Raw genomic sequence first — 13,129 nt, 5'->3', positions numbered from 1 at the left:
CTTATTGTAGAGCACCTCCACCTGCTTGGGGAAAAGCAAGCGGTATCATGCAGACAGTTCTCTACCTCTCTTATGACCGATCCTATCCCCCCGCTTCAGACTGGCTCTACTCCTCCGCCCCCTGGAGAACCCGATTGGGAGGAGGAGTGGGAACTAGCGCTGGAGCGCCCCCCCCTCTCGGGGCGGGCCCAGCCTCACCGCCACACTCCCCAATCACGGCGCAAGCTCATTCACCGCCTGGCTCGCATTGAGGGGCATGTGCGCGGGATCCGCGCCATGATTGAGGAGGATCAACCCTGCCCGGATGTGCTGCTACAAATTGCCGCCGTCAAGGGGGCCCTGGATCGGCTGGCGCGGCTTATCCTCAACGATCACATCCGCCACTGCATCCGCCATGCCGTTGAGAGCGGTAACCTTGAGGTGGAGCTGGAAGAGTTGCAGCGGGCTCTGGATCACTACCTCAGCTAGGGCATGGCGGCGGTGTTGCTGGCAGGAGTCTGGGCATACCGCTGCAGCAGAGCGGCACTTTTCAGTTGCCACTGCAGGCCCATGAAGGCCCAGTCGAGGAACTCATTGATCTCCTCCTGGCTAAACTGCATGGCCTTGCCGATTGCAAAAATCAGGTCCTCTTCTTTTTCTCCCAGCTCATTGTTGACCACCGCCATCGCTGCCAGATCGCGGAGGATTAAAGCCCCGGCTGCATTGTGTAGAGGAGGAATCTGGCCAATGTCGAGGATTGGGCCCGTCTCCTCCGCCAGGTAGCCCTGAGCGACCTCCTTGTCAATGCCCATTCCTTCAGCAATCCGTAGAAAGAAGTGGGTTTCCTCTTCATCTAGATGGCCGTCCGCGCGGGCTACTGCAATCAGGGCTTTGAGGTAGAGCTGGCGCTGCTCTTCGGTCAAGTCGCTGTAGGTAATCATGGAACTGTGGGTAGCCTTGGGTTTCCTCTTCAACTTTGCCATGAAGATCCTTCTCTGGGCTTGAGTCGGCACTTTTGCTGGTAGGGGGGAAATTGACTAGAATAGAAAGCCTGTGTTGATCGACCAGCCGACCCAGCCTCTAGGAAGAGACCTGCAGCAGTGGCGAGGTGGTCGATTTCTGTTTCCTAGACAACTCCACACGGCTTGCGGAGCATCTCCAAGGAGCAGATACCCCATGGTTAAGTTGCGGCTCAAGCGTTTTGGAAAAAAGCACCAACCCAGCTATCGCATCATTGCTATTGACAGTAGGTCTCGCCGAGAAGGTCGCCCGCTGGAGGAGTTGGGCTACTATAACCCACGTACCAAGGAGACGGTTCTGGAGACAGCGGGCCTACTCAAGTGGCTGCGGCGCGGTGCCAAGCCCACGGATACGGTAGACAGCCTCCTTAGAAAGGCTGGCATCTATGAGATGTTGAAGGCCGGTGAGGGTGGCGTGGTGGCCTCGATTCGTATTCCAGCCATTGCCAAGTCTGAAGCCGGGCTCCCTCCCGAGGAATCTGGCGAGAAGGCAGAGCAGGCAGAGGAAACACCTCAGCCTGAGGAGGCCACTGAGGCCTAGGTTCAGCTACGCTGGCGGTTAGGTTGAGTTTTGCCTCCCATGCCAGATTACGAGACCCTTGCCCATCTTTTGATTGAGCCGCTCCTTAGCAGCGGCCCCCTGCAGACAGATGTGGAAACCACCTGTGGAGGACGCAAGGTCTGGTTGCGGCTAGCCTTTGATCCCAAAGATCGCGGTCGGGTGTTGGGGCGAGGTGGGCGTACCTTGCAGGCCATTCGGCAGGTGATGACAGCGGCGGCCCAGTTGGCAGGGCAATCCCTGTACATCGACATCTACGGCGAGTCAGGAGAGCGAGAATGAGCCAGATCCTGACCTTCTTGGGGAAGGGGGGTACAGGCCGAAGCACTCTAGCTGTGGCCGTGGCGCGGGCAGCAGCCCAGCAGGGGCGGCGGGTGCTGCTAGTGGGCCATCAGGCGGGGCCGGGGTTGGAGATGCTTCTAGGTGGGATCCCACTTTCTGGCGAGCCGGTAACCATTGCTGCCAATTTGGACGTAGTGCAGCTGCGCACAACCCAGCTTCTGGAGCGGTACTGGACGGCGGCCAAAGAGCTGGGAGCTCAATACCTGCGCACTCCCCTTTTCCAAGAGATCTACGGGCAAGAGCTGGGGGTGTTGCCAGGGATGGATCAGGCTCTGGCTCTGGAAGCCCTGCGCCGCTACGAGGCCAGCGGTCAATACGACTGCATCCTCTACGATGGCCCGGGGGATCTGACCACCTTGCGGGCTTTTGGCATCCCGGAGGTGGCCAGTTGGTACTGGCGGCGAGCTTCCCAGGCTTTCCTCCAATCCGATTTGGCCAAAACTCTCCTTCCCTTCGTCGAGCCGCTGCTACGCTCTGTAACAACACTGGAGTTCTCGTCCTTAGAGGATTTGCTAACTCGCCTGGGGGGGATGACTAACCTCTTCGAAGAGGGGCGCCGTGCTCTTGCCAATCCGCGCCGCGTGTTGGCCCACTTGGTAACCACCCCGGATCCGATGGCCGTGCAGACTGCTCGCTACCTCTGGGGCAGTGCCCAAATGGTGGGACTGACAGTGGCTGGCCTCTGGGTCATGCCGCTGGTTCCTGGAGAGGTGTCGGCGGCTGAGTTTTCTCCTCTGCCGGTGCGCACCCTGCCGCAGCGCCAGGGATCTGACTGGTCAGCGTTGGAGGAAGCGGTAAGTGGGATCTTTGCCGTGCCCGAAGTGCCGCCGCCTGTAGCCATTGACGAGGGATCCGGCACTGTGAAGCTGTTTCTTCCCGGCTTTAGCAAAGCCCAAATCGAGCTAAGCCAATCTGGGCCAGAACTGACCATCACCGCCGGGGATCAGCGGCGCAACTTGTGCTTGCCCCCCACCCTGGCAGGCCGGCAGGTAAGCGGAGCCAAGTTTCAGGAGCCCTTCTTGATCATCAGCTTTGCCTAGAGATCCCGATTGCTAGTGGCAGCCGCGGGGCAGAGTTCTAGAGAGGGGGCATGTTGGCCAAGCGGATCATTCCCTGTCTGGATGTGGCGGCGGGGCGGGTGGTCAAAGGGATCCAGTTTGCGCAGCTGCGCGATGCCGGCGATCCGGTGGAACTGGCCCAGGCCTACGACCGGGCAGGAGCCGATGAATTGGTTTTCTTGGACATTACTGCCACTCACGAGGAGCGGAGGATCTTGCTGGAGGTGGTGCGACGCACCGCCGAGCAGGTGTTTATCCCCCTCACGGTGGGAGGCGGGATCCGGGATGTGGAAGGTATCCGGCAACTGTTGCGGGCCGGGGCCGACAAGGTGAGCCTCAACTCGGCGGCGGTTCGGGATCCAGATCTCGTTACCCAAGCCAGCCGCCGCTTTGGCTCCCAGTGCATCGTGGTGGCCATTGACGCCCGTGCTAAACCCCAAGGGGGGGGATGGGAAGTGTACGTGCGCGGTGGGCGGGAGCCAACAGGGCTGGACGCGGTGGAGTGGGCCAAGACAGTTGCCGAGCGCGGGGCAGGGGAGATCTTGCTCACCAGCATGGACACCGACGGCACCCAAGCTGGCTACGACCTGGAGCTGACGCGGCGGGTGGTTGAGGCAGTGCCGGTGCCAGTGATTGCCTCAGGAGGAGCAGGAGGGTGTGCCCACATCCGCCAAGCTCTCCAAGAGGGGGGGGCAGAAGCAGCCCTGTTGGCTTCGCTGCTCCACTACGGCCAGCTGACGATTGAGCAGATCAAAGCTGACTTGGCTGCCCACGGTATTCCGGTGCGTCGCTAGCTTTGGGAGGGATCTGTGCAGACTCCAGAGCTGGCCGCTCTCCTACCCAAGGTGTGCCGCCTGGCAGAAGCAGCAGGGCAGGCCATCTTGCTCTTTTATCGGCAAGGATCGCTGCAGGTCGAACGCAAAGCAGATGCCTCCCCCCTAACTGAGGCGGATCTGGCTGCCCACCGCCTAATCTTGCAGGGCCTGCAAGATCTGACCCCTGCGATCCCCGTGCTGTCGGAAGAATCCGGCGGCATTCCCTACGGAGAGCGCCACCAGTGGCAACAGTTCTGGTTGGTGGATCCCCTAGATGGCACGCGCGAGTTTCTCGAAGGCAGCGGCCAGTTTACTGTCAACATTGCCCTTGTCGAGGCAGGGATCCCCATCTTAGGCGTCGTCCATGCCCCAGCGCTGGGTCTTACCTACAGGACTGCGCGAGGGCTGGGGGCCTACAAAGGCGATGAACCCATCCGCGCCCACCCGCCCGCCCAGCCGCCTTTGCAGGTGGTGGCTAGCCGCTCCCACAGAGACGCGGAAACAGAGCGATTTCTGGAGCGGCTGCAACGGCGCTACGGTTCTCTCGAAGTCAAGTCCGTGGGCAGCGCCCTCAAGTTTTGCCTGGTGGCCGAGGGATCCGCCCACCTCTACCCCCGCTTTGGCCCAACCCTGGAGTGGGATACGGCTGCTGCCCACTGCCTTGTCGAGCAGGCCGGGGGAAGTGTCACAGATCTGAAGGGGGAACCCTTGCGCTACAACAAGCCAGACTTGCACAACCCACCCTTCATGGTGGCGGCTGCGGGCGCAGCCTACCTGTGGCAAGACATGCTCCCCTGAGGCAGACCTACATCCCCATTTCAACAGGGTTGAACCCCTCCGGAAACTTGGTGTACTCGTCGTAGAGGGCGCCGCGAAAGCGGGTGTTGGTGATGACGGCTCCGCGCAGATCGGCGCCAAGGCGCAGATCGGCCCGGCTGAGATCGGCCTCGCTGAGATCGGCTCTGAGCAACTTGGCTCGGTAGAGGTTGGCCCCCCGCAGATCGGCCTTGACCAGCTTGGCCCCGATGAGGTTCACCCGCCGCAGCTTGGCTCCGCGCAGGTCAGCCCCTGAGAGATCCGCCCCTGACAAATCTGCCTCGCGCAGGTCCGCCCCACTTAAGTCTGCCTCCCGCAGGATAATCCCCCTCAAGCTGACACCACTCAACTGGGCCCCGCTCAGGTTGGTTCTAGAAAAATCCCGCTGGCCAGAGGCATAAGCCTGCAACAGTTGCTTGGCATCCAGGAGAGGCTTGATACTCGCTGTTGTCATCGCTGCTTGGTCTCTTGCAAAGACGTAGGACGGCTATGCTAGCCCCGCTAGAGGCAGACCAATGGACCCTTGGCCTAGCTTACTACATCTCCTGGCTTGGGAAAGCCCAACCCCCCTCGGAGTCTTCAAAGCAGATCAATTTCGCGGCGCAGACTTTCTAGCTCTGCATCTACCTTGCTCTCGCTAGTGGCAGCAGATGGCTCTCGAGGCAGAGCCTTCTGCTCTCCAGCGGTCAATTGGCCCTGTATTGCTGCCTTCAGCATCCTCAGCTCGTGATCCACATCCGCTCCACCTGCTTCTAGGGCAGCAAACTGCTGTTCCAAGTTGTCTACTGCCAGCTCCGCCACTGCCGCTGATTGGGCCTCCAGGGCGTTTACCTTCTCTTCCATCCGCTCGAAGGCAGCAAAGGCGCTAGTGGCGTCCACCCGTCCAATGACCTGGTTAATTTGCTGGGAAGCCTTGGCCGCCCGGGCCCGCGCAATGAGCATATCCTTCTTGGTCTTGGCCTCGGCAATCTTGCTCTCTAGCTTGGTCATGTTGGTTTTCAGGAGCTCCACCTGCCTGGTTTGCTCATCCAACTGCCGTTTTAGACTTTGGGCGGTTTCGGCAAAGGTTTTCTTGCGCACTAGCGCTTCCCGGGCCAGCGCCTCGTTGTTGTTGCGCAAAGCCAACTCGGCGCGCCTGTGCCACTCCTCCACGCTTTGCTGCGCCTGCTCATACTGCCGCTCCAGGCGCTTCTGGGCAGCAATGGCCTGGGCAACTGCCTGCCGCATTTGGTAGTGATCCTCGGCCATGTCCTGAATGGTTTGGTTCAGGATCTTCTCTGGATCTTCGGCGGCGTTGATCAACGCGTTGAGGTTGGCTCTAATGATTCGGCTGACCCGCTCGAACAATCCCATTGGTCGTTTCCCCCTGTTGCAGTTTGACCTAATGCTACCCTTGCCACTCCGGTGCCTTCCAGGGTCTCTACTCCAGTATAGGGATCCCTAAGCCAGAGAGAACTCTGCCTCTGGAGAGTAGCGGGCCCTTGAGAGCCCGCGGCACCTCCGGATCCCATCCCTGCGGCCTTTACTAGCTGGCTGGTGCTGGGCTGTGCTGGAATCGAACCAGCGGCTCCCACCGTGTCAAGGTGGTACTCTACCTCTGAGTTAACAGCCCTAGTGCCTAAAAGGCAGTAATTAATCATATCACCGAAAAAGGCGGCGCGGAAGCCCTGTGGGGGAGGTTACAGGCGCCAGTTGGCGGACTTGATCACGTTGCGAAAGTCGTGGATCACTGCTTCGCAGCGGCGAAAAAAAGCCAGTACCCAGTCCTGCAGCACCTTTTGCTGAGATTCGTCCAGCTCCTTGAGGGTGCCCCGGTAGTGGATTTGGCCGCTGCGCTCGATCTCGAACTGGTTGAGCCACTCGGCTAGGGATCCCTGGCGTTCTACCACTTCCTGCCGCGCTGCCTTCCAGTAGTTGACGATCACTGCCTTGCCCAAATAGCCGCTCGTGATCTGGCAGAGGCGATTGAGAGATTGCACGAAGACATCCATCTGCAGGCGGCTGCCTGTCGCTGCTGGCTGGGTTGCCTCCTCCTTTGCTGTGGGCTTGCCTTCTGCCAGGGTGGAGCTGGGTTGGGTAGGGTTCCGGACGGCCTCCGCCTGGCTGGTCAACAGGCGCAAGGTGGCCAGGCCCTTCGGCGTATCCTGTTGCAGCTCGGCTCGCAGGCGGTTAACGGCCAAGGTGTAAACCGGCATCACCAGCTCGTCATTGACTGCCACCAGCAACACCCACTCCGGCCCTAAGGGGTAGACAAAGACCCGTTGCTCGGCAAACTGAAAGTCAAAGTAGTCAAGGCCTGGGGGCATGGTTTCCAAAACCTGAAACAGCCCTTCGACAAGGGCTTGCTGCTGCCGGCTGTCCAAGTTCTGAAAAGAGCGATAGAAAAAAGGGCGGCCTGTCCGACTCAGGAGCGCCACCCCCATCACCCCCCGGATGGACAAAAAACTCTCGAGCGTTTCCTTCTCCATGCCCCTCAGGAGCCAACTCCGCCAACACAACTCCTATCCTGGCTCAGATTACCCGACACCGGCTGGCTACAGCCCATGACTCCTGTCTTTGCCAATCCTTGCCCAGTACAGGGCTTTCCGGCACTCTGACGCAGCCAATCCCCCTCGTCTGCAAAAACCTGATGAAACTGGAAAAAGCTGCGGCAAGGAAACCACAGCTGTTGCTAGCCAACGCTGTTGCGAACCTGCAGCTCTAGCTCCCCTCTCCCAGAGAGAGGGGCTAAGCAATGCACTGGGACAAAAACTCCCCAATCCGTCCTATCGCCTCCTCCAGCCGGGATCCCTCCACCACCAGCGCAAAGCGCACATAGCCTTCGCCCCTGGAACCAAAGCCAGAGCCCGGCGACAGGGCAACGCCGGTAGTCCTCACCAAGTCCAGACAAAACTGGGCCGAGGATCCCCGATAAAACTCGGGCAAGGGCGCCCACAGGTACATGGTGGCCTCCGGTAGGGGCACGGGCCAGCCGATGCGGTGCAGAGCGGCCACCGCCAGATCTCGCCGCTCGCGGTACACCTGCCGCCAGTGATCCAAGAAGCTATCGGGAGCCGCCAAGGCCGCCGCTGCCCCCCGCAGAATGCCCTGGTACTGATGGAAGTCAATGGTGGACTTCACCAGGCGCAAAGCTTGGATCAGCTCGCGGCTGCCGATGGCATAGGCCACCCGGAACCCACCCATGTGGTAGGACTTGGAGAGGGAAAAGAACTCGATGGTGCGGGTCTTGTCGGGATCCGCCTGCAGCGCCGAAGGGGCCACCTGGCCGTCAAAACGCCAGTCCACGTAGGGGAAGTCATGGGCCAGGAGGATGTCGTGCTGCTGACAAAACTGCAGCGTCTCCTGCCAAAACTCCGGGGTGACGGTGGCGGTGGTGGGGTTGTGGGGGTAGCTCAGCACCAAGAGGCGGGCCCGGCGACAGATCTCTGCTGGGATCTCGTCCCACTGGGGCAGGAAACGGTTTTCCACCCGTAGAGGCAAGTAGTAAGGGATCCCGCCCGCTAGATGGATCCCACCCACATGGGAGGGGTAGCCAGGGTCGGTAACCAAGGCAATATCCCCGGGGTTGAGCAGGGCCAGCGGTAGAAGGGCTGTGCCCTGCTGGGATCCAATCAAGGGCAGCACCTCCGTTTCGGGGTCAATGGCTAGGCCGAACTTCCTCTGGTACCACTGGGCACAGGCAGCGCGGAACTCAGCGGTATCGTGAAACAGGGTGTAGCCATAGGTGGAGGGATCTGCCAGGGCCCTCTGAATGGCTGCCAGCGCTTCCGGAGGCGGGGGCAGATCCGAGGATCCCAGAGACAGGTCGATAACATCTACGCCCAGGCGCCGCGCCTCCCACTTGGCCTGGTCTAGCTGGTCGAAGACATTGGAGCGCAGCGGCTCAAGGCGTTGGGCAAAGGCAGCAACCATGCGACAAATCCAGAGGGGCTAGGGCGGCGATCCAAGCAGCGGGCTCTCTTTAGGGATTACTGGGATTGTTGCCGTCAGGGGAGGAGCTGGGGGCAGAGGGCCGCGTGGCCGCTGCCGGGCCGCGGTCAAAGATCTCGATGTGCCACTGTCCTCGACCGTTACTCTCAAAGGCAATAAAGCGGCCATCGCCGCTGATGGTGGGGTTGCGCACATCCCCTGGCACCCGGCTGCTGATGTTCTCAACCCGACGGGTTTCGCGGTCGTAGAGAAAGATCTCCGATTTGCCCAGCGCATTGGACACGTAAACGATGTAGCGGCCATCGGCACTGATGTCGGGCGAGCTGGCAGCCACGTCGCTGGAATTAAGCCCGGGCAAGTCCACCAGCCGCCGCTCCACCATGTCGTAGAGAAAAATATCCTGACTGCCGCTGCGGGCTGAGGAAAACACTAGGTAGCGACCATCCCCACTCAAAGCAGGCTCCCCATCGGGGAAAATGCTGTTGAGCCCGCTGTTGCTCAAGCTAGGAGGTGGGGTACGAAAGCCTGGGGGGCTACAGCCCAACAGCACTAAGCCCAAGCTGACCAGGCCTACCCTTCCCAACCCCCTGGCTCGGCTGAACACAATCCAGCCCTTGGTCAGCATAGTATCGCTTTCCCGACCCCTTTTTTCCATCATACCTGGTTGACCAATTCCGGCCAGGCTAAGGTTGGTTCAGAACCCCCCAGCAGTGGAGGTTGGCTGCAGCTACTTTGGAAGCTGGTACCCTTATTTCCTGGCCGTTGAGCAGGTGTGGGAGGAGAGCTGGTTCTGGGGCCGCGCCGTTTAGGTGGCGAGGGAAAATGGCCTCTCAAGGGTTTTGCCCTCGGGAAGGCTAACTGCCTTGCCTTGAGCTCGGCTTTTCTGCATCGTTGGTATTGTTGATTGTTGAATCTGCCTCTTTTGGGTTGTTCTCCGCTACCACTGGGCGCTACGGCTATGGCTCGCCGCAACACTCTGCAAGACGATCTCCATTACCAACAAGCCAAGCGCAGCCTGCGCCAGTGGGTGGCCCAACTGGATCTGCGCCCCCAAGAGATCGCGGGCCTAGAAAGGGAGCTGGAGAACTTGCAAGCGCTCTTGGACAAGTTGGAAACTGAGGTGATCCACATCGCTGCCTTCGGCCTGGTGGGGCGAGGCAAGTCCTCTCTGCTCAATGCTCTCCTAGGGGAGCCGGTCTTCCAGACAGGGCCTACCCATGGCACCACCCGCACCCAGCAAACGGCAGCTTGGAACATCAGTTGGGAAACTCGTCCCCACTCCTCCTCTGGCAAGGCCCTGCAGGGATCCCACCTGCCGCCGGCCTCAGTGCAGTCAGTTCAGGTTAGCCACTGGCAGGGATCGCGTCTGGAGCTGATCGACACCCCCGGTCTGGATGAAGTAGACGGCCAAGAGCGGGCGCAGCTGGCCCAGGAGGTGGCCCAGCGGGCGGATCTCATCCTCTTTGTGGTCTGCGGGGATCTGACGCGGGTGGAGTTTGAGGCCCTAGCGACTCTGCGGGAGGCAGGCAAGCCCCTGCTGCTGGTGTTCAACAAAATTGACCAGTACCCAGAGGCGGATCGCCAGGCCATCTACGACAAGATCCGCAACGAACGGGTGCGGCAGCTTCTTTCCCCTGACGAGATTGTCCTGGTGGCAGCCTCGCCGCGCGTGCCACGCTTGGTGCAGAAGCCAGATGGCAGCTTTGGCGTGGAGATGGAGATCGGTCCCCCCCAAGTCGATGCCCTACGCCTGAAAATCCTAGAGGTCTTGCATCGGGAAGGGCGCTCCCTGCTAGCTCTCAATGCCCTCCTCTTTGCCGATCGCGTCAACCAGAAAGTCATCGAGCGCAAGCTGCAAAGCCGCGCCCACCAAGCCCAAGATCTCATTGCCGCCGCCGCCCGCACCAAGGCTCTGGCCGTCGCCCTCAACCCCATCACTCTCCTCGATACCCTGGGGGGGCTGGCTTTGGATATTGCCCTCATCCTGCGCCTGGCCCGCCTCTACGGCTGGCCCATGAGCACCGCCGGAGCCACACAACTGCTGCAAAAGATTGTCCTCAGCATGCTCAGCCTGGGAGCAGGAGAATGGGTGGCGCTGCTGGGGCTGGGATCCCTGAAAACCCTGCTGGGGGGATCCCTGCCCTTTAGCGGGGGATTCTCCCTAGGGGCCTACGGTTCGGTAGCCCTGACGCAGGCGGTCTTGGCCGGTTTTTCCTGCTACGCTCTTGGCGAGGCGGCCCGTCGCTACCTGGCCCAGGGAGCCAGTTGGGGACCGGAGGGGCCCAGGACGGTCATCGCCCAGATCTTGGCCGATTTGGACGAGGCCTCCATTACTGCCCGGCTTCGCGAAGAGATCTGCGCCAAAATTGGTTTGGCGCTGCTGTAAGAGCCCCTTGCTCCAGTCTTGGCATCCTCACCCTGCCCCCTCTCTACGACGTGGCCCGCTACCTGGGATCCGCCACATTCAGAAGCAAGACCAACCGCAGCTAGAAAAAGACGGCATCGACGCCCAGGGCAGCTTCCTGGTGGGAGGGCAGAGCCGCAGCCTTGATTATCTCCAGTCGGGAATTGCCTTCAAGAGACACAGCAAGCCCATCTTGGACCCACCCTTTCCTACGCACTGGAGGAGGCGGCCCAATGTGCCCTGAAGTCCAACCCCCCTCGACTTGGTAGGGTGCCGGCCAATTAGCTCAAAGTCACCCACCGCCTCTGCCTGGCCAAAATGGGCACGCTGTGGGAGAGCGCCCTCCAACAGGCCTTTGACGGGGATTCCACCGTTCTACCTGTTTGGGAGGAGCTGATTGACTGAGCAAGGGAGATGCCTTGGTAGGATGGGGAAAGCTCTCCGCCCTATCTCTATGTCAGCCCAAACCTTTCAAGACCTAATCCTACGCCTGCAGCAGTTTTGGGGGGAGCAAGGCTGCCTCATCCTCCAGCCCTACGACTTGGAAAAGGGGGCGGGCACCATGAGCCCCCACACGTTCTTGCGCGCTCTAGGGCCGGATCCCTGGCGAGTGGCCTATGTGGAGCCCTGCCGCCGCCCCACCGATGGGCGCTACGGCCAAAACCCCAACCGTCTACAGCACTACTTTCAGTACCAAGTCCTGATCAAGCCCTCCCCCGACGACATCCAAGAGGTGTACCTGGACAGCCTACGGGCTTTGGGCATCAACCCGGCAGAGCACGACATTCGCTTTGTGGAAGACGACTGGGAATCCCCTACCCTCGGCGCCTGGGGCGTAGGCTGGGAAGTTTGGCTAGATGGCATGGAAATAACCCAATTTACCTACTTCCAACAAGTAGGCGGGCAGGATTGCCACCCCGTTTCCGTAGAAATTACCTATGGGCTGGAGCGCCTAGCCATGTACCTGCAGGGGGTGGATTCGGTTTTCGATCTCTGCTGGAGTGAGCACCCTTCCCTGGGCCGTATTACCTATGGGCAAATCTATTTCCAAAATGAGGTGGAGCAATCCTACTACAACTTTGAGTACTCGGATCCCGAGATGCTGTTGGAGTTGTTCCGCCTCTACGAAGCTGAAGCCAAGCGCTTGATTGAAACCACGCAGCAGAAGCTAGAGAAACCGGTGACTCCCGAGCAGCCACCGGTGTCGCTGCTCTTGCCTGCCTACGACTACGTGCTCAAGTGCTCCCACACCTTCAACCTGCTCGATGCCCGCGGCGTCATTGCCGTGGCCGAGCGCACCCTCTACATTGGGCGCATCCGCAACCTGGCCCGACAATTGGCAGAGCTCTACCTCAGCCAAGTGGATCGCTTGAAGTTCAGCCCTGCTCTGCCCCAGCCGGAACCCAACTTAAGTTGCCAGGAAACCCCTTTGCTAGGCTAGGAACCGGAGCCAAGGGACCCTCTTTTGGCTATGATAGAAAACTGACATCAGCCACCTTTGCCCTGTTGCAACCCTCTTTGCGTTAAGCTAATCAGCGCCCTCGTTTTCATTCTCTTTTCCTGACCAGTCGACCTTAACTAAATTTATGTTTCGCTATCCCGTTACACGGGTTTCCATCTTTGTTGATGGAAACAATATGTTTTATGCTCAACAAAAAATTGGCTGGTTCTTTGACCCCCGCCGCATCTTGGATTACTTTGTCAGGTCACAACCCAATGTCGAGCTGGTCAATGCGTTTTGGTACACCGGCATCAAGGATCCCAACGATCAAAGAGCTTTCCGAGATGCCCTGATCAACTTGGGCTATACGGTGCGCACCAAGCTCCTCAAGGAATACCGAGACGAAGAGTCGGGCCGCTACTCCCAGAGGGCTAATCTAGATATCGAAATTGTGATCGATATGTTCAACACGGTGGGGCAATACGACCGGCTCATCCTATTTAGCGGCGACGGTGATTTTGAGCGGGCTGTTGAGCTGTTGCGCTCCAAAAACACCACGATTACCGTTGTCTCCACCGAAGGGATGATTGCCCGCGAGCTGCGCAACGCTACCGACCGCTACATCGACCTCAACGACATTCGCCCCTATATTGAGAAGTTGGACAAGTAGTCGTTGAGTATACGTGCTGGACTGCAAGACCTAGACAATGCTGGTTCCAACTCCAACAGAGGAATTTCTACAAGCGTAGCTTCCCCCTGAGCTAGA

Annotated in this window: 14 protein-coding genes, 1 tRNA gene and 1 pseudogene; 9 read left to right on the top strand and 7 right to left on the bottom strand. The window is 59.9% G+C overall.

The genetic code is table 11. The features are described from left to right. Positions 1 to 72: 72 nt before the first annotated feature. Positions 73 to 468: a metal-sensing transcriptional repressor gene (locus NW822_RS04450; protein ID WP_414361472.1), complete on the top strand. Its 396-nt coding sequence runs from the start codon at positions 73 to 75 to the stop codon at positions 466 to 468. On the opposite strand, the gene NW822_RS04445 is transcribed toward NW822_RS04450, so the two are convergent. Further along, entirely contained in the window at positions 465 to 962 is a 498-nt protein-coding gene (locus tag NW822_RS04445; protein ID WP_414403649.1) for a DUF533 domain-containing protein, read from the bottom strand. The two genes, NW822_RS04450 and NW822_RS04445, sit on opposite strands and share 4 nt — an antisense overlap. A gap of 193 nt (positions 963 to 1,155) precedes the next feature. Here NW822_RS04445 and rpsP point away from each other — a divergent pair. The 5 genes and pseudogenes from rpsP to cysQ all read left to right on the top strand — a co-directional run. Continuing rightward, positions 1,156 to 1,401, top strand: a pseudogene (rpsP, locus tag NW822_RS04440) (30S ribosomal protein S16); the annotation flags it as partial. A 177-nt stretch (positions 1,402 to 1,578) separates the two neighbouring features. Beyond that, on the top strand, positions 1,579 to 1,839 hold the full coding sequence (locus NW822_RS04435; RefSeq protein ID WP_414361468.1) for a KH domain-containing protein: 261 nt from the start codon (positions 1,579 to 1,581) through the stop codon (positions 1,837 to 1,839). Continuing rightward, positions 1,836 to 2,939, top strand: coding sequence for an ArsA family ATPase (locus NW822_RS04430; protein WP_414403648.1), 1,104 nt, complete (start codon positions 1,836 to 1,838; stop codon positions 2,937 to 2,939). Before NW822_RS04435 ends, NW822_RS04430 begins: the two co-directional genes overlap by 4 nt. Before the next feature lie 50 nt (positions 2,940 to 2,989). Next, positions 2,990 to 3,751, top strand: coding sequence for an imidazole glycerol phosphate synthase subunit HisF (gene hisF, locus NW822_RS04425; RefSeq protein WP_414403647.1), 762 nt, complete (start codon positions 2,990 to 2,992; stop codon positions 3,749 to 3,751). A gap of 15 nt (positions 3,752 to 3,766) precedes the next feature. Next, positions 3,767 to 4,570, top strand: coding sequence for a 3'(2'),5'-bisphosphate nucleotidase CysQ (cysQ, locus tag NW822_RS04420; protein WP_414403646.1), 804 nt, complete (start codon positions 3,767 to 3,769; stop codon positions 4,568 to 4,570). Between the two features lie 7 nt (positions 4,571 to 4,577). On the opposite strand, the gene NW822_RS04415 is transcribed toward cysQ, so the two are convergent. The 6 genes from NW822_RS04415 to NW822_RS04390 form a co-directional block, all read right to left on the bottom strand. Then, positions 4,578 to 5,042: a pentapeptide repeat-containing protein gene (locus NW822_RS04415; protein WP_414361460.1), complete on the bottom strand. Its 465-nt coding sequence runs from the start codon at positions 5,040 to 5,042 to the stop codon at positions 4,578 to 4,580. Positions 5,043 to 5,167: 125 nt separating this feature from the next. Further along, positions 5,168 to 5,941 carry a PspA/IM30 family protein gene (locus NW822_RS04410; RefSeq protein WP_414403645.1) on the bottom strand — a complete coding sequence of 258 codons (774 nt, stop codon included), beginning with the start codon at positions 5,939 to 5,941 and terminating at the stop codon, positions 5,168 to 5,170. Positions 5,942 to 6,128: 187 nt separating this feature from the next. Further along, a tRNA-Val gene (locus tag NW822_RS04405) sits at positions 6,129 to 6,200 on the bottom strand. A gap of 67 nt (positions 6,201 to 6,267) precedes the next feature. Next, on the bottom strand, positions 6,268 to 7,056 hold the full coding sequence (locus tag NW822_RS04400) for a hypothetical protein (protein WP_414361457.1): 789 nt from the start codon (positions 7,054 to 7,056) through the stop codon (positions 6,268 to 6,270). 259 nt (positions 7,057 to 7,315) lie between these two features. Beyond that, the gene (locus tag NW822_RS04395; RefSeq protein WP_414403644.1) at positions 7,316 to 8,500 is read right to left on the bottom strand and encodes an LL-diaminopimelate aminotransferase; all 1,185 of its coding nucleotides are present in this window, start codon (positions 8,498 to 8,500) and stop codon (positions 7,316 to 7,318) included. Positions 8,501 to 8,549: 49 nt separating this feature from the next. Then, positions 8,550 to 9,143 carry a TolB family protein gene (locus tag NW822_RS04390; protein ID WP_414403643.1) on the bottom strand — a complete coding sequence of 198 codons (594 nt, stop codon included), beginning with the start codon at positions 9,141 to 9,143 and terminating at the stop codon, positions 8,550 to 8,552. A 333-nt stretch (positions 9,144 to 9,476) separates the two neighbouring features. On the opposite strand from NW822_RS04390, the gene NW822_RS04385 reads away from it, so the two are divergent. The 3 genes from NW822_RS04385 to NW822_RS04375 all read left to right on the top strand — a co-directional run bounded on the left by NW822_RS04385 (position 9,477) and on the right by NW822_RS04375 (position 13,033). Further along, positions 9,477 to 10,904 carry a DUF697 domain-containing protein gene (locus NW822_RS04385; RefSeq protein ID WP_414361453.1) on the top strand — a complete coding sequence of 476 codons (1,428 nt, stop codon included), beginning with the start codon at positions 9,477 to 9,479 and terminating at the stop codon, positions 10,902 to 10,904. Between the two features lie 472 nt (positions 10,905 to 11,376). Next, the gene (gene glyQ, locus NW822_RS04380) at positions 11,377 to 12,363 is read left to right on the top strand and encodes a glycine--tRNA ligase subunit alpha (protein ID WP_414403728.1); all 987 of its coding nucleotides are present in this window, start codon (positions 11,377 to 11,379) and stop codon (positions 12,361 to 12,363) included. A gap of 145 nt (positions 12,364 to 12,508) precedes the next feature. Continuing rightward, complete coding sequence (locus NW822_RS04375) at positions 12,509 to 13,033, top strand: NYN domain-containing protein (RefSeq protein WP_414361449.1); 525 nt, start codon at positions 12,509 to 12,511, stop codon at positions 13,031 to 13,033. Positions 13,034 to 13,129: the final 96 nt, after the last annotated feature.

It is taken from the genome of Synechococcus sp. H70.2 (genome assembly GCF_047462275.1).
In the GTDB taxonomy this organism is placed as follows: domain Bacteria; phylum Cyanobacteriota; class Cyanobacteriia; order Thermostichales; family Thermostichaceae; genus Thermostichus.
Note: the sequence above shows the minus strand (reverse complement) of the source record. Positions and strands in the feature narration are given on the sequence as shown.